The sequence below is a fragment of the Pseudomonas sp. S2_A02 genome (assembly GCF_054668495.1).
This window is the reverse complement of sequence record NZ_CP162776.1, coordinates 6,078,720-6,094,522: the sequence shown is the minus strand read 5'-3', so window position 1 is coordinate 6,094,522 and position 15,803 is coordinate 6,078,720. Positions and strand designations below refer to the sequence as shown.

General features: G+C 58.4%; 12 protein-coding genes and 2 pseudogenes. 7 read left to right on the top strand and 7 right to left on the bottom strand.

All coding sequences use genetic code 11. The features are described from left to right. Window positions 1-97 precede the first annotated feature (97 nt). From AB4O41_RS27810 to AB4O41_RS27790, 5 genes are all read left to right on the top strand, one after another. A complete protein-coding gene (locus tag AB4O41_RS27810) occupies window positions 98-1,663 on the top strand; it encodes an amino acid permease (protein WP_460148439.1) in 1,566 nt (521 codons plus the stop codon). Between the two features lie 306 nt (window positions 1,664-1,969). Next, on the top strand, window positions 1,970-2,158 hold the full coding sequence (locus tag AB4O41_RS27805; protein WP_007906519.1) for a DUF1843 domain-containing protein: 189 nt from the start codon (window positions 1,970-1,972) through the stop codon (window positions 2,156-2,158). Window positions 2,159-2,199: 41 nt separating this feature from the next. Continuing rightward, window positions 2,200-2,844: a DUF1842 domain-containing protein gene (locus AB4O41_RS27800; RefSeq protein ID WP_460145494.1), complete on the top strand. Its 645-nt coding sequence runs from the start codon at window positions 2,200-2,202 to the stop codon at window positions 2,842-2,844. 54 nt (window positions 2,845-2,898) lie between these two features. Further along, window positions 2,899-3,480, top strand: a complete 582-nt coding sequence (locus AB4O41_RS27795; protein WP_460145493.1) for a DUF1842 domain-containing protein — start codon at window positions 2,899-2,901, stop codon at window positions 3,478-3,480. 260 nt (window positions 3,481-3,740) lie between these two features. Further along, on the top strand, window positions 3,741-5,204 hold the full coding sequence (locus AB4O41_RS27790; RefSeq protein WP_460145492.1) for a GDL motif peptide-associated radical SAM/SPASM maturase: 1,464 nt from the start codon (window positions 3,741-3,743) through the stop codon (window positions 5,202-5,204). Window positions 5,205-5,340: 136 nt separating this feature from the next. On the opposite strand, the gene AB4O41_RS27785 is transcribed toward AB4O41_RS27790, so the two are convergent. The 3 genes from AB4O41_RS27785 to AB4O41_RS27775 form a co-directional block, all read right to left on the bottom strand. Continuing rightward, window positions 5,341-6,270 (bottom strand): LysR family transcriptional regulator, encoded by a 930-nt coding sequence (locus AB4O41_RS27785; RefSeq protein ID WP_460145491.1) that lies wholly within the window; start codon window positions 6,268-6,270, stop codon window positions 5,341-5,343. Window positions 6,271-6,298: 28 nt separating this feature from the next. Continuing rightward, entirely contained in the window at window positions 6,299-7,273 is a 975-nt protein-coding gene (locus AB4O41_RS27780) for a quinone oxidoreductase family protein (RefSeq protein WP_460145490.1), read from the bottom strand. Between the two features lie 84 nt (window positions 7,274-7,357). Beyond that, window positions 7,358-8,773, bottom strand: coding sequence for an MFS transporter (locus AB4O41_RS27775; protein ID WP_460145489.1), 1,416 nt, complete (start codon window positions 8,771-8,773; stop codon window positions 7,358-7,360). A gap of 128 nt (window positions 8,774-8,901) precedes the next feature. On the opposite strand from AB4O41_RS27775, the gene AB4O41_RS27770 reads away from it, so the two are divergent. Beyond that, complete coding sequence (locus AB4O41_RS27770) at window positions 8,902-9,795, top strand: LysR family transcriptional regulator (RefSeq protein WP_460145488.1); 894 nt, start codon at window positions 8,902-8,904, stop codon at window positions 9,793-9,795. Between the two features lie 168 nt (window positions 9,796-9,963). Here AB4O41_RS27770 and AB4O41_RS27765 read toward each other — a convergent pair whose 3' ends face one another. After that, window positions 9,964-10,335 carry a hypothetical protein gene (locus tag AB4O41_RS27765; protein ID WP_460145487.1) on the bottom strand — a complete coding sequence of 124 codons (372 nt, stop codon included), beginning with the start codon at window positions 10,333-10,335 and terminating at the stop codon, window positions 9,964-9,966. Between the two features lie 549 nt (window positions 10,336-10,884). On the opposite strand from AB4O41_RS27765, the gene katG reads away from it, so the two are divergent. Then, window positions 10,885-13,173, top strand: coding sequence for a catalase/peroxidase HPI (katG, locus tag AB4O41_RS27760; protein ID WP_460145486.1), 2,289 nt, complete (start codon window positions 10,885-10,887; stop codon window positions 13,171-13,173). Window positions 13,174-13,269: 96 nt separating this feature from the next. Here the strand turns inward: katG and AB4O41_RS27755 are convergent. The 3 genes and pseudogenes from AB4O41_RS27755 to AB4O41_RS27745 all read right to left on the bottom strand — a co-directional run bounded on the left by AB4O41_RS27755 (window position 13,270) and on the right by AB4O41_RS27745 (window position 15,755). Continuing rightward, window positions 13,270-13,886: pseudogene (locus AB4O41_RS27755) on the bottom strand (LysE family translocator). A 425-nt stretch (window positions 13,887-14,311) separates the two neighbouring features. Next, window positions 14,312-14,904 (bottom strand): annotated as a pseudogene (locus tag AB4O41_RS27750) (NADPH-dependent FMN reductase). Beyond that, window positions 14,901-15,755 carry a sterol desaturase family protein gene (locus AB4O41_RS27745; RefSeq protein WP_460145485.1) on the bottom strand — a complete coding sequence of 285 codons (855 nt, stop codon included), beginning with the start codon at window positions 15,753-15,755 and terminating at the stop codon, window positions 14,901-14,903. Before AB4O41_RS27745 ends, AB4O41_RS27750 begins: the two are co-directional and overlap by 4 nt. Window positions 15,756-15,803 lie beyond the last annotated feature (48 nt).

Genomic DNA, 15,803 nt, shown 5'->3' with positions numbered 1-15,803 from the left:
GAGGCAGGAGCAGTACGACAGGGGGTTGAAGACAAACCCATTCGGCAACGCACCACGCGGATGGATGTGGATCAAAACCTGAACAAGAGCACATATGATGACTCCACTAAGCCAACCCGGCGCCACCGCGCCGCAAGACGACGACCTCAAGGTGTTACACAGCATGGGCTATGCCCAGCAACTCTCGCGACGCATGGGCGTTTTCTCCAACTTTGCCATCTCCTTTTCGATCATTTGCATCCTCTCGGGTGGCATCAACTCGCTGGCCCAGGGCACCTCGGGAGCGGGTGGTGCGGCCATCGGTATCGGCTGGCCACTCGGCTGCCTGATCTCCGGAGTTTTCGCAATGGCCATGGCCCAGATTTCCTCGGCCTACCCCACCGCTGGCGGCCTCTATCACTGGGGCTCGATTCTCGGTAACCGCTTCACCGGCTGGCTGACGGCCTGGTTCAACCTGTTGGGGCTGATCACGGTGCTCGGCGCGATCAACGTCGGTACTTACTACTTCTTTTTCGGTGCCTTCGGACCGGCCCTCGGCATGGAAGACACCATCACCACACGGATCACTTTCCTGGCGATCCTGACCGGCCTCCAGGCTTTGTGTAACCACTTCGGCATCGGCCTGACCGCAAAACTCACCGACTTCTCGGGCTACCTGATCTTCGCCACGGCGCTCGCGCTGACCATCGTCTGCCTGATCGCCGCACCCAGCTATGAGTTCGCCCGGTTGGTGACCTTCGGTAACTATTCCGGCGAGGCCGGCGGCAACGTCTGGCCACAGGTTTCGAACGGCTGGATTTTCATGCTCGGCCTGCTCTTGCCGATCTACACCATCACCGGCTATGACGCCTCGGCGCATACCTCCGAAGAAACCCATCAGGCATCCGTGTCGGTACCGGTCGGGATGGTCAGCTCGGTGGCCTGGTCGTTGCTGTTCGGCTGGGTCATGCTCTGCTCGTTTGTACTGATGTTGCCGAGCATGGACGAAGCGGCGAAGCACGGTTGGAATGTGTTCTTCTGGGCGATGGACACTCAGGTGAACCCGTCGATCAAGATGGCGCTTTACCTGGCGATTTTCATTTCGCAGATTCTCTGCGGGCTGGCGACCGTGACCTCGGTTTCACGCATGATCTTCGCGTTTTCCCGTGACGGCGGCCTGCCCTTCTCGAAAGCATTGGCCTCGGTCTCACCGACCCATCGCAGCCCGGTGGCGGCGATCTGGACCGGTGCCACGCTCGCGGTGCTGTTCGTCTGGGGATCATCCCTGGTATCGATCGGCGAAACGCCGGTTTACACGATCGTGGTCTCCTGCACGGTGATCTTCCTGTTCTTCTCTTTCATCATTCCCATCGTGCTGGGCCTGTTTACCTACGGGACCCCGAAGTGGCCACATATGGGGCCATGGAACATGGGGCGCGGGTTGTACTCGTTGTTCGCCATCCTCTCGATTCTCTCGATGGTGCTGATCTTTGTCATCGGCATCCAGCCGCCGAACGATTGGGCGCTGTACATCACCCTCGGTTTTCTGATTCTGACGGCAATCGTCTGGTTTGCCTTTGAAGCCCGACGCTTCCAGGGCCCGCCCGTGGGTGAAATGATCATCAAGCGTCAGGCAGAAATCGCAGCGGCGGAAGAGGCGTTGAATAAACAAGCTGGGAGTTGATTGCCATTAAGGGTAAATATAGGAGCCAGCGGTGCGGCAAGTCGGATCGCCGCACCGCTGGCGCCTACGATTAATCAAATACGAATAATGGCGATAAGGAACTTACCGCTTATGAGGAAGTAACTGAACAGGTCTTCCTTCATCGCCAAACTTAATATTGAACACATCGACCCCTAACCCATCGCGATTAACAAAATAATATTAAACATTAGACTTCCATTGTTCATTGCATATTTATCCGCGCCTGCTTAACTGCAAAAACTGCTGATGACAGCAGTGCCCGTAAACACCACGAAAGGAATCGTCATGAGCAGTTCAACTCGCCATAGCATGCCCCCCTATGGGGTGGCCATCCAAAGCGCGATCAAGGCAGGCAGCCTGCCGGAAATGAAGACGCTATTGAAACAACGCGATGCATCCACACCAGAAAACAAAGAGCTAAGTACTGCTTACGAGCAGTTGGCCAAGGAAGTCGCACGCCTGGAAAAGCACTAGCCGCTATTTCCGCTCCCCTTATTGCAATGGAGGCAATAATTATGTCTGGTTCTAATCAACAACTTGTTGGCTTATTCCCGCTTGGCTACCGAATTGGTACTTCGATGCCGGGTGCACAAAGTCTGGCACTCAATCTTCTGGTCTTTACCCCTGATGAGACGGTAAACGGCACCGCTGCAATCACTCAGGCGACCAACCCGCCGCTGGATGTGCATTCCGATGTCTGGGGCGAATACACCTACCTGACGGTCATGTCACCCGGCGTCAGCAAAATCCTGATCACCGCACAAGGCAATCATGGCGGCTCAGGCTCGAATTCCATCGTGAATTTCAAGTTGCAACTGGTGGTGGGCACCGACTGGAAAGAAGGCGTCGCCAACTACTCGTACTTGAATGGTCAGCAGTGGGTCGAGGTCAACAATGCGCCCGCCCATCTCATTGAGGCGGTGCCGTCCCACGTCTCCCCGCTGCCGTTGGAACCCGGCCCGGTGATTCCGCCGGAATCATCGTATCCACCCATCATGCCGCTGTACGCCGCACCGATCCAAAGTGCAATGGCCAGCGGTGACCTGGCCCAGATGAAAAACCTGGCACGCCTGGCCCAGCAACAACTGGATCAGCAACCCAAACTGCAGAGTGCGCTTGAAACGGCCAAGGAAGAAATCAGCAAGCAGGAACGCCGCTGACTCGACCACGAAACATGCCCGACTTGTCTTGAATACAAATAAGGGAGTAGCACCATGTCAATCGGACTTTTTCATACCCGCCTCAATGTCAGCAATCACCTGCTCGGCGCACCCGTTTTAACCCTCGATCTGCTGGTGGATACCGCAAAGAAAAAAGTCAGCGGGATTGCGAGTATCTTCCAAAGCACTTATCCGCCTCTCAACTTCCGTGCCCGTGTATGGGGTGAGTACTCCGAGGCCAAACTGGTTCCAACGGCCGAGAACCACATCATCCTCACCTTGGCTGGCAGCCCGAGCGGCCCTCTCAGCCAGATCGCCCAGACCTTCGGTTTGAAGGGCATTTTAGGCGGCGATTGGGCGAGCGGTTATGCCGACTACAAGTACGAGAATCAGGGCCAATGGCATTACGTGAAACACGCAGCGGTCAGCCAGGCTCCCATTATTGTGCGCCCAGAACATCCGCATCATGCGGTGCCGCTCTACGCCGTCGCGGTCCAGCAAGCGCAAACCAGCGGTGACCTGGCGCAACTGAAAGCCGTGGTCAGCCAGGGTGAACAGCAACTGGCCCACAGCGGTGCGCTGCGTAATGCACTGGATCAGTTGAACGTTGAAATCGCCCGACTGGAGGCTCGCTAACCCCGGGTAATACGGGTCAGTTACGCGCAATCCATGTGGGAGCGGGCTTGCTCGCGAAGGCGGCAGCACAGTCAATATTGATGTCGCCTGACACACCGCTTTCGCGAGCAAGCCCGCTCCCACAGGGTTCCGCGCTTAACTGACTGGCCCCGGCTCATTTCAACAACATAAAGGTAAATCCGGTCGCGCCACTGACACAGGGAAGGCGCGAACACTTCGATGGATTCGTGCCGCGCACGCGTTGTGCGCAAGGATTTTCCATGTCAGACAGTCGCCCTGCCCGCTACCTCAGTGAAACCGACCTCAAACGCTATGTGCCAGTGCATGTGGTCTGGGAAATCACCCTGGCCTGCGATCTCAAATGCCTGCATTGCGGCTCACGTGCCGGCCATCGACGCCCCGACGAATTGAACACCCGGGAATGCCTGGACGTCATCGATTCCCTGGCCGCCCTCGGCACTCGCGAAATCACCCTCATCGGTGGTGAAGCCTATTTACGCAAGGACTGGACCCAACTGATCCAGGCCATCCACGATCACGGCATGTACTGCGCCATACAAACCGGTGGACGCAACCTGACGCCCGCAAAAATGCAGGCAGCGGTGGATGCCGGGCTCAATGGCGTCGGTGTTTCACTGGATGGATTGGCTCCGCTGCATGACGCGGTGCGCAATGTTCCGGGCTCGTTCGATAAGGCGGTGGATACCCTGCGACGGGCCAAACAGTCCGGGCTTGCGGTGAGCGTCAACACACAAATCGGCGCCGCCACGTTGCCCGATCTGCCCGAGTTGATGGATCTGATCATCGGCCTCGGCGCCACTCACTGGCAGATCCAGCTGACGGTCGCCATGGGCAATGCCGTCGATCACCCGGAGCTGTTATTGCAGCCTTATCAACTGTTGGAAGTGATGCCGTTGCTAGCGCGCCTCTACCGCGAAGGCGTCGATCGCGGCCTGCTGATGAACGTGGGCAACAACATTGGTTACTACGGTCCTTATGAACACATGTGGCGTGGTTTCGGCGACGAGCGCGTACACTGGAGCGGCTGCGCCGCCGGCCAGACCGTGCTGGCGCTGGAAGCCGACGGCACCGTCAAGGGTTGCCCGTCATTGGCAACGGTGGGGTTTTCGGGCGGCAACGTACGCACCATGAGCCTGCATGATATCTGGCACTACAGCGAAGGCATGCACTTTGGCCGACTGCGCGGCGTCGACGACCTGTGGGGTTACTGCCGAAGCTGTTACTACAACGATGTCTGCCGTGGCGGCTGCACCTGGACGTCACACTCCCTGCTCGGTAAACCCGGCAATAATCCCTACTGCCATTACCGCGCGCTGGACCTGCAAAAACGCGGGCTGCGCGAGCGCATCGTCAAACTCGAAGACGCGGCAAAGACTTCCTTCGCCGTCGGACGTTTTGACCTGATCACCGAACGCATCGACACCGGCGAGAAGGTCAGCAGCGTCAGCGACAGCGGCCAGGTGATCAAACTGGCCTGGACGAACCAGGGCCAGAAATCACCGGACGAAGGACGTATTCCACCGCAACTGGCGCTGTGTCGCGGTTGCTTGCAATACATCCATGCACACGAAGTGACCTGCCCCCACTGTGACGCCGATGTCGCCACCGCTGAAGCCGTGCACCAGACAGACCGTGCGCGGCAACAAGCGATTATCAACACCCTGACCGGGCTGCTGGGGATGCCGCAAAATACCTTGATGTAAGGGAGTAATGGCGCAATCCATGTGGGAGCGGCGGTGCGACGATTCGACTTGCTCGCGAAGACGGCGGCACAGTCAACACTGATGTCGCCTGACACACCGCTTTCGCGAGCAAGCCCGCTCCCACAGGTATCGCATCTTAACTGGCTGGCATTTGCCAAGGCGGGCCTTGCGCAAATCTGGCCTCCAGCCATTCCTTGAATGCCATGAGCGTTGCCGGTGTGAACGCGGCTGATGCTCGCACCAGATAGATCCCGCCCTGGGCATCCAGGTCCCACTCCGGCAGAACGCGAACCATGTGGCCGTTGGCGATCTCCCGGCTCATCAGCCACTCGCCAGCGCCCAAAATACCGACGCCGGCCTTGGCCGCGGCAAGCAACGCCTCGCCGTCGTTCGAGGTCAAGGTTCCCCTGGTGATGACTCTCTCCTGCCGATCACCCTTGGACAAACGCCATTCAGGAAACGCCGCAAGGCCGGTAAAGCCCAGGCAGTTGTGCTCGGTCAGTTCTTTCGGACTGGCCGGTAAACCATGCTGCTCTATGTAACTCGGTGAAGCGCAGAGAATACGGCGATGATCGCTGAGCTTCTTCGCGACGAGGCGGTTGTCGTTCAATTCGCCAATACGAATCGCCGCGTCGAATCCTTCACCAATAATGTCGACGACACGATCGCTGTAATCCACCTCGATTGAGACCAGCGGATGAGCCGCCAGAAATTCCGGCAACATCGACGCCAGCCACAGGCGCCCCATTGCGGCGGGAAAAGCCAGGCGCAGGACGCCACGAACCTGCGCCGCGCCCAGTGACGCTTCCTGTTCAGCCTCGATGATCAACCCCGTGGCGGAGCGCAGGCGTTCAACGAGGCGGTTGCCGGCATCGGTCAACCGCACTTGTCGCGTCGTACGCTCCATCAGCCGCACACCCAAGCGCTTTTCCATGGCCGCCAGGCGTTTTGAAATCACCGTCGGATGGCGTTGCAGCAACCGTCCGGCAGCCACGAACGAATGCGCCGAGGCGACCGCAAGGAGTGCTGCAATTTCATCGATGTGGCGACTGTCCAGTGGGTTCACAAAACACTCTTCTTCAGATAACAGACGATCAAGGCTTGAGGACGATCGCTCCGCGAGATTGGCCGCCTTCCAGATCGGCATGAGCTTTGGCCACATCGGCCAATGCATAGCGGCCCCAGATGCCGGGCTTGATTATGCCCGCCTCCACCGCGGCCAGTACATCCTCGGCCCGTTGCCGGTATTCGGCGATGTCCGTGGTGTGCGCGGCGAGTGAAGGACGGGTCAGGAACAACGAGCCCTTGGCATTGAGCGTGCCCACCTCGACCGCCGTCGGTGCACCGGAGGATGCCCCGAAAGACACCATCAACCCACGCGGCCGCAAGCAGTCGAGCGACGCTTCGAACGACACCCGTCCGATGGGATCGTAGACCACATCGGCCTTCTTGCCGTCGGTGATCTTCGCCACATCCGCAGCCAGTGTCTGGGCATTGAACACCAGCACCGCATCGCAGCCCAGCGCCTTGGCTGTCTCGACACTCTCGGCCCGGGACACAATGCCTATGACAAAGGCCCCCAAATGTTTGGCCCACGTCGCCATGATCTGCCCGAGGCCGCCCGCTACGCCATACAGCACCAGGGTGGTACCGGGGCCGACCGGATAAGTCGTCTTCAGCAGGTACTGCGCGGTAATGCCTTTGAACAAAACGGCAGCGGCCTCTTCAGCCGTCAACGCGTCGGGAATCGCCACCAGCCGGGCGGCCGGAAACAGCCGCGCACTGGCGTAAGCGCCAATAGGCCCTGTTGCGTAAGCCACCCGATCACCCACCTTGACGTTGCTCACCCCCGCGCCGATGGCGGCAACCCGGCCCGCCCCTTCAAGGCCCAGACCCGACGGCAATGGCAGCGGCACGGCGCCCTTGCGCTGACTCACATCGAGGAAGTTGACGCCAATCGCCTCCTGCTCCAGCCAGACTTCACCTGGCCCCGGCTCACGCGCCGACACTTGCTCGATGGTCATCACCTCAGGTGCGCCGGTGTGTGCGATACGAACGACAGAAACCATTACCTGACTCCTTCACTGCAGCGCAGCCCATCTGCGCCATTTGCGGGAAGTATCGGCATTCGATTTCAGGTGAGCAATACAGCTTCACTGCAGTTCATTACTGCATGCAGTGCAGCAGTGTGAGATGCGCAGCGTCAGTGCGACAACAAGGGCCAGGACGATCAAGACTACTGCGACGGCAAACGTTATTCGCATACCGTTGGCGATGGCTGCGGGAGAGGTGATGTCTGCCGTCGCTGAGGCAAAGGCGAACACCGCGCCCATGACCGAGGCCCCGGTGATCAGCCCAAGATTGCGCGACAGGCTAAGCAGGCCGGCAATCACGCCACGCTGGTCCGGGTGGATGTCGGTCATGATCGCGGTGTTGTTGGCCGCCTGGAATAACGCGTAGCTGGCAGTGATCACCGCAATGGGCGCGAGGTAGCCGAGGAGGCCGAAACCCGCCGACATCATAGATAAAGCCCCCGTGCCGAGCGCCATTGCGGCAAGCCCGACGAGGGTCATGCGCCGAGTGCCAAAACGGTCCACCAGGCTTCCGGCCGGCACCCCGGTCAGCGCAGCCACCAACGGGCCGACCGACAAAGCAAGACCGACAAGCGCCGTACCGAGGCCAAGCGCACCCGAAAGATAAAACGGCCCGACCACCAGCGTCGCCATCATCACCGTCGAAACGAGCGTGCTCATGGCCAGGCTTGCGCTCAATCCCGGCTCCCGAAACAGCGCCAATTCAATCAATGGTGATGCAGCCTTGGCCTCAGCAAATATGAAAATCCCGGTGCCGACAACAGCCGTCAGCAGCAGCGCGATATTGAGCGGACCCAAATCACCGTGCCCGATCGTCATGGCCAGCGCATACGCCCCGAGCGTCAATCCCAGCAGCAACGTACCTGCCTTGTCGAAACCCACCCGCCCCGCTTTCACCCGCGCAGAATCCGCCGGCAAATAGCGATACCCGAGCCAAACATTCAGAACACCCAGCGGCACGTTGAGCAGAAAAATCGCCTGCCAACCAAAGCCGGAAATCAACATCCCGCCCACCGACGGCCCCAGCGTGGTACCGACCGCCGACATCGTTCCGAGCAGCCCCATAACGCTGCCGGTCTGCGCTTTCGGCACCGTCTCGCCGACAAACGCCATGGTCAGCGCCAACATGATCGCCGCCCCAAGGCCCTGCACTGCCCGGGCGCCGACCAGCCACCCGAGCGACGGCGCCACACCACAGGCCAGCGATGACAGGGTAAAAATGCCGATGCCAGCCAGCAGCAAACGCCGACGACCGACGAGGTCACCGAATCGTCCGACGCTGACAATCAGCGTGGTGATCGCCAACAGATACGCCAGAACGATCCACTGCACTTGCTGAAAGGAAGCCTCGAACGCCTGGGCCAATGTCGGCAAACCTGCGTTGGCGATGCTGGTGTCGAGTGAGGGCATCAACATCGACAGCGAAAGGCTCGCGAGCGCCCAGCGAGCAGAGCCTGATTGAGTGATAAGTTTCATGGTTTGGCCACATCTGAAAGGTAGATCAGCAGCGTATGCCCGGGTGTGATATGGCGGAAGACGCACCACTTGCACTTGATAGTTGCGTTTGACGCCATGTCACCCACACGCCGTGCTAACGTTGGAGCATGACGACTCCTGACCTGAATTTACTGATTACCCTGGATGTGCTGCTCGCCGAAGGCAGCGTCGCCCGCGCCGCTCAACGACTGCGCCTGAGCCCGTCGGCCATGAGCCGGGCGCTGGCGCGATTGCGTGAAACGACGGGCGACCCGCTGCTGGTCCGGGCCGGACGCGGTCTGGTGCCGACGCCCCGAGCACTGGAACTGCGCGAACAGGTCAGTCGATTGGTGCAGGACGCAGAAGCGGTTTTACGCCCCGCCGAACTGCTCAATCTCAAGCAACTGGTTCGAACATTCACGCTGCGCACCAGTGATGGTTTCGTCGAAAATTTCGGACCGGCGCTGATTGCCCGCGTCAGTAAGCAAGCACCCGGCGTGCGCCTGCACTTTGTACAGAAGCTGAACAAGGACAGCGCCGCACTTCGCGACGGTTCCGTCGACCTGGAAACCGGTGTGGTAGGCGACACGACAAGCCCGGAAGTACGCACCCGGGCGTTGTTCGAAGATCGCTTCATCGGCGTCGTGCGCACGGGGCATCCGCTGAGCCAGGGCGAGGTCACCGCGTCCCGTTATGCCACTGGCAGGCACATCCTGGTCTCACGTCGCGGGCTCGATAAAGGGCCGATGGATGATGCCTTGGAAGTGCTGGGACTGGAGCGCGAGATCATCACCATCGTCGGCGGATTCTCGGCCGCGCTGGCGCTGGCTCGCGCTTGCGACCTGATCGCCACCGTGCCCGCGCAACACACCCGAAACCTGCGCACCGGCCTGCACAGTTTTGACCTTCCGTTCGAGCTACCACCGATCACCATTTCGATGCTCTGGCACCCTCGGATGGATGCCGACTCAGCGCATCGATGGCTGCGTGAATGTGTTCGGGAGGTGTGTGGGCTGCCCTAGGGTTTCCAGGACGGTGGATCGCCAAGATCGCAGCCTGCGGCAGCTCCTACGCCGACCTAGTACCCCCGTTAAATCGACGTCGTACGCAAATCCGTAGATACCGTCTTAAACCTCACCACTCAACTGGCAAATGGAAACACACGGATTTTCGATGTCCTTGGCCACGTTTCAACCCCGCGTCGAGCGTTTGGGCGCCAGGCGTTGCTGCCAGTTGCCGGCATTGGCGCGCTGACATTGTTCTTCAGAATCAAACTGCACATGGGCTGCTACCGGGCTGACGCGAACGTCCGCTTCGCTTAACGCCACGGCCGTCAGTTCGACCATGCGCTCGCCCTGCCCGCTCGCCAGTGCCTGATCCTTGTTGGCCTGCGTATCGAAGACCCAGATCACCCGCAGGCTGGAAGGAAAGACCGCGTAATCGACTTCGTGGGTCAGCCAGCAGAACCCGACTATTTCCGCTTTGGCGGTTTCACACGCCTCGGTCAGGGTGGCGACCAGGCGACGTTCGATGTGTGCCTGATCGCGTTTGTTTAGAGACATCGGGGAAGGGTCCTTGGGTGGCTGTCGACAGAGGGGACTCATCATACGATACCGTTGTTCGGGCTCGTCCGAGAGCTGCTGTGTCTGTGCTGCCGTCTTCGCGGGCAAGCCTCGCTCCTACAGATTTTGTGTTGTTTGCATGATCGTGTTTCAACACAAAACCTGTAGGAGCGAGGCTTGCCCGCGAAGAGGCCCAAACACCCACCACAAATCCCAGCCCTGGAAACGCTGGCGATGAATATTGCGAGGAGCCAGATAAAAGAAAATGCCTATCACCCCCCAATACTCCACCTATTAGCTGACTGCTTTATAGGCGTCTAACCTTATTGGAGCGCTGGCGTTAGCCGGCCGGTTGAGACTTGATAAAAGATACGAATGAGTCAGAAGCGTACTAGGCTTGCCGTGGGCCACCGTGCTGGCAACTCGATTGCTGCTCTCCAGACTTCCCGTGTGACCACGACGATCAATTGATCGAACTGCTGGCCCTGCAGCCTGTGTCATTGATTTCGCTCGTCGCTATTGCGCGCCCACCCCGGGCCGGATAGCCGGATGAATACGACCAAAGGTAGCGCACACATGGCAAATGAATCGAAATGCCCGTTCAATCACGCCGCCGCGGGCGGTGGTACGACGAACCGCGATTGGTGGCCGAACCAACTGAACCTGAAGATCCTGCACCAGAATTCGCGGCTGTCCGACCCTACGGATGAGGGCTACAACTACGCCGAAGCGTTCAAAAACCTCGACTTTCAGGCGCTCAAGCAAGACCTGCACGCGCTGATGACCGATTCGCAAGACTGGTGGCCGGCAGACTTCGGTCACTATGGGCCGCTGTTTATTCGCATGGCCTGGCACAGCGCCGGCACGTACCGCACCGGTGACGGTCGTGGCGGTGCCGGTTCCGGTCAGCAGCGCTTCGCACCACTCAACAGTTGGCCGGACAACGTCAGCCTCGACAAGGCGCGTCGGCTGCTTTGGCCGATCAAGCAAAAGTATGGTCGCAACATCTCTTGGGCCGACCTGATCGTGCTCACCGGCAACGTCGCGCTGGAGTCCATGGGCTTCAAGACCTTCGGCTTTTCCGGTGGCCGGCCAGACGTTTGGGAGCCGGATGAGGCCGTCTACTGGGGCTCGGAAAACAAGTGGCTGGGCGGCGACACCCGCTACGAAAAAGACAAAAAAGAACCCATGCAAGAACCCGGCGAAGGCCCACTCGTTGCTGAGCCAGGGGAAAATGAGGACAGCCGTACCGACGGAGGACGCAACCTGGAAAACCCGCTCGCCGCGGTGCAAATGGGCCTGATTTACGTCAATCCGGAAGGTCCGGAAGGCAACCCGGACCCCGTCGCTGCTGCGGTGGACATCCGCGAGACCTTCGGGCGCATGGCGATGAATGACGAAGAAACCGTCGCGCTGATCGCCGGAGGCCACGCCTTCGGCAAGACCCACGGCGCCGGCCCTGCCGACAACGTCGGCGCCGAGCCCGAAGCCGCTGGCCTCGAAGCTCAAGGCCTGGGCTGGAAGAGCACCTTCGGCAGCGGCAAGGGCGGCGACACCATCACCAGCGGCCTGGAAGTGACCTGGACCACCACACCCACCAAGTGGAGCAACAACTACCTGGAAAACCTGTTCGGCTTCGAGTGGGAACTGACCAAGAGCCCGGCGGGCGCCCACCAGTGGACGGCGAAAGGCGGTGCTGGCGCGGGCATCATTCCAGATGCTCACGACCCGTCGAAGCGGCGTAGTCCGACCATGCTGACCACGGACCTGTCTCTGCGATTCGACCCGATCTATGAGCCGATTTCACGGCGTTTCCTGGCGAACCCGGACCAGTTGGCCGACGCATTCGCCCGCGCCTGGTTCAAGCTCCTCCACCGCGACATGGGCCCCCTCTCCCGCTACCTCGGCCCGGAAATGCCCAACGAAGAACTCCTGTGGCAAGACCCGATTCCGGAAGTCGACCATGCCCTGGTCAACGACAGCGACGTCGCCGCACTCAAAGGTAAACTCCAGTCCTGCGGCCTGACCGTCTCGCAGCTCGTATCCACTGCCTGGGCAGCAGCCTCCACCTTCCGTGGCTCCGACAAACGCGGCGGCGCCAACGGCGGACGCCTGCGTCTGGCCCCGCAGAAATTCTGGCAGGCCAACCAACCCGAGCAACTGGCGAACGTACTGGCGAAACTTGAGAGCATCCAGAACGAGTTCAACAGCGGCGGCAAGAAAATCTCGCTGGCAGACCTGATTGTGCTGGCCGGTTGCGCCGGTGTCGAACAGGCGGCAAAAAATGCCGGCCAGACCGTGACGGTGCCTTTCACACCGGGACGGATGGACGCCTCGCAAGAACGAACGGACGTTGAATCCTTCGGGTTCCTCGAGCCCGCCGCCGATGGCTTCCGTAACTACCTCAAAACCCGCTACAGCGTACCGGCCGAGGCCTTATTGATCGACAAGGCGCAACTGCTGACACTCACCGCGCCAGAAATGACCGCGCTCATTGGTGGGATGCGCGTGCTCAATACCAACGTCGGACAAACCCAACACGGCGTCTTCACCAAACAGCCAGAAGCGTTGACCAACGACTTCTTCAAAAACCTGCTCGATATGAGCGTGGAATGGAAACCGGTGTCGGAGGCCAATGAAGAGTTTGAAGGCCGCGATCGGAAAACCGGCGACCTTAAATGGACGGGTACGCGTGTTGATCTGGTGTTTGGTTCGAATGCGCAGTTGAGGGCGTTGGCTGAGGTCTATGCCTGCGACGATGCGAAGGAGAAGTTTGTGAAAGACTTCGTTGCGGCTTGGGTCAAGGTGATGAATCTGGATCGGTTTGATCTTAGGTAACGCGAACGGTACTGCTGAAAACCCGCAACGCCTCCCTATGTGGAGGCGTTGTGCTTTTTGCTGATTTATCGGCCAGGATAGAACTCAATCGTGGACTTATTGAACCAGCTGCCGAATCCCCAGAGACAAAATCAAACCGCCGCACAGTCGATCGATAGCTTTTTTCTCCTTCGATACGCTGAAGCGATTGCAGGTTGCGAAAGAGCGATTGCGACCACTCCATACCAAATCATCGAAACCACCACTACGACTGCCAGCATCGACAAAAACGTGCCTGGTGAAACATGGGTGGGGGCTGCTGCTGAGAAAATAGCTGCATAGAAGGCCATGGATTTAGGGTTGCCAATGTTCGTGACGACCCCCTGAATGAATGACTGCCGAAAGTTTCCGACGACAGCATTGTTACAGGGAGCAAGCGCGCTCTTCCCGGCCTTGAGCAGCAGTTGGAATCCAAACCACATCAGATAGGCTGCCCCCAGAACTTTTACGATCAGCGCCGCCCAAGGGAACGCAGCAAACACAACGCCGATACCTGCGATTGCACAGGTGGCCCAGAATAAATTGACCAATACGATGCCTGCTACCAAGGCCAAAGCTTCTGACCGCGTAGCAGCCACCGCTTTGTGGACTACAGCAACGAAATTTGGTCCTGGAATAACGACACCGGCCAGGTAAACCAAAAAGACTGTGAAAACGGCGGGACCATCGATCATCTGCATTCCTTGCGAGTGTTGTGGCTAGGGACAGTCTTTCAGATCAAGGCCGCCCGCGGACTCAACGTACAACGAAATAATAATTCGATATAGGGCTTTTCGCTGCGCAACTCGCTGGAATATGGGCAACTCACCTTCTCCCTACACCGGAGAAATCGTGGCAAGCGCGCCAATCAAAATGGTCAACACCAGAAATCCACCCAGGAAAATTGCCATCTTGCCCATGGGGCCTCCTACGTAATGAGTTTGCGGCGCAGCGGCTACCACAACTGCCGACCGTGGCGTCATTGTGAGCCGGAGCCTGATCCCATTACAGATGCAGCTAGCCCAAAAAAATACAGATCAGAACGACACCAAACCCGAACTTCCTGCCCCCGTAGGAGCTGCCGAAGGCTGCGATCTTTTGATCTTCAGCATCCGTGGCTTTACATTCCGGTAGAGAACTCTGGCCGATGTGCGATTGCCGGTCGTATGGTGCGTAAAGCTGCATCGTATTGACAAAGTATCTGCAGAGCCCAGTCGGCACGTGCCCGAATGCGACTATCACTTTCATCTGAAGGCTCTTCGCTGTTCAACATCGACTCTACGTTTCTTATGATGAGTTGTTCAGGCAAATACAGGATCCGGCTATTTTTGTAGCTCGATGCACGCAACTCGGCAATTGGATATGCCCCTCCAAGCCCTGCCGAAACGCCTACCAACAGCGCAGGCTTATGCCCAAGTTCACCGAGCCCTGCGTACAAAAAAAGTTTTTCAGGGCTGGGCAAGCCATGCCATTCCACTCAGGGCTGATCACAACCAGTGCCGTCGCTTTTTTGAGGATGGATTGCTGGGCATTCCAGACTTTGTCGGTGTCTTCTTCTGGCCAAAGCGGTAGCCGACTAGACGCCAGGTCTATCAGTTCGCTTGAGTCACACAGCTCAAGTTTCTCTAATCGGTCGCGCAGATACCTGGCGACCTTGATTGACTGACTGTTTGATCTGTTCGATCCAGACAGCAGAACAATATGACGACTCATCGCGCCACCTTCTGGTTAGCGTTTACCTTGGGTGCGGAACGGCGGGAACGCACGACGGGCCAGAACAATTCTTCTTTCCAGCTTATCGGTGACAAGTGTTCGATTCCGTAGGCTGGCGGACGCCGACGGGTAATTTTCGCTGTTCCGAACAGTACGTCCCAAAGAAATAACAGGTTGCCGAAATTGCCTTTGTAATGCGTTACGCCATCCTCGGCAGTCAAACCGTGATGCGCAGAGTGAGTGGAAGGTGTGGAGAAGGTTCGCTCCAGAACCCAAACAAGTGGGCGTAACGCGGGGATGCGATAAAGTTTGTCGTCCCACGCAACGCTGCTGTGTGCAGCGAAGATCACGGTCATTTTCAGAATCAAATAAACGTAATAAATGGGCGCAAGCCCAAGATATATCAGCATGCCAGATAGCCAGATACCGGGCATCAGAAGATAGTAGAAACTGTTGTTGCGATAAACGATGCGTACACTCATGTATGGCGCGGAATGATGTGCACGGTGCAATGCATAAAGTGCGGGTACCCGGTGAGTCAGACGATGCCACCAATATTGGGTCATGTCATCCAGCAGTAAAAACAATACAAATCCTGCAATCCACGGGATTCCGGCCAACGCGTCCTTCATATCCGGTACAGCCTGACTTAGTATCTTGCCGCTTAGCCACATGACTAAAGGGAATGTCATCGCCACCAGTATGCCGGAGCCAACGACTTCAATGAGTACGTCACGTTTACCGCCTGACGACTGACGAAACGAGGAGCAAGCAAGCTCTAGCAAAATGAAGGCAAGGAAAATCCCGGCCACTATTACAGCAGGGTTATTGGCGAGCATTGTTATATTCATGGCACTCTCGATTTAGGCCCTTGCGGGCAATGCCATGTCATTAGAAAC

Bases quoted from the DNA above. Each gene is read 5' to 3' on its own strand.
- AB4O41_RS27810 (WP_460148439.1), top strand. From the start codon at position 98: ATGACTCCACTAAGCCAACCCGGCGCCACCGCGCCGCAAGACGACGAC.
- AB4O41_RS27805 (WP_007906519.1), top strand. From the start codon at position 1,970: ATGAGCAGTTCAACTCGCCATAGCATGCCCCCCTATGGGGTGGCCATC.
- AB4O41_RS27800 (WP_460145494.1), top strand. From the start codon at position 2,200: ATGTCTGGTTCTAATCAACAACTTGTTGGCTTATTCCCGCTTGGCTAC.
- AB4O41_RS27795 (WP_460145493.1), top strand. From the start codon at position 2,899: ATGTCAATCGGACTTTTTCATACCCGCCTCAATGTCAGCAATCACCTG.
- AB4O41_RS27790 (WP_460145492.1), top strand. From the start codon at position 3,741: ATGTCAGACAGTCGCCCTGCCCGCTACCTCAGTGAAACCGACCTCAAA.
- AB4O41_RS27780 (WP_460145490.1), bottom strand. From the start codon at position 7,273: ATGGTTTCTGTCGTTCGTATCGCACACACCGGCGCACCTGAGGTGATG.
- AB4O41_RS27775 (WP_460145489.1), bottom strand. From the start codon at position 8,773: ATGAAACTTATCACTCAATCAGGCTCTGCTCGCTGGGCGCTCGCGAGC.
- AB4O41_RS27770 (WP_460145488.1), top strand. From the start codon at position 8,902: ATGACGACTCCTGACCTGAATTTACTGATTACCCTGGATGTGCTGCTC.
- AB4O41_RS27765 (WP_460145487.1), bottom strand. From the start codon at position 10,335: ATGTCTCTAAACAAACGCGATCAGGCACACATCGAACGTCGCCTGGTC.
- katG (WP_460145486.1), top strand. From the start codon at position 10,885: ATGAATACGACCAAAGGTAGCGCACACATGGCAAATGAATCGAAATGC.
- AB4O41_RS27745 (WP_460145485.1), bottom strand. From the start codon at position 15,755: ATGAATATAACAATGCTCGCCAATAACCCTGCTGTAATAGTGGCCGGG.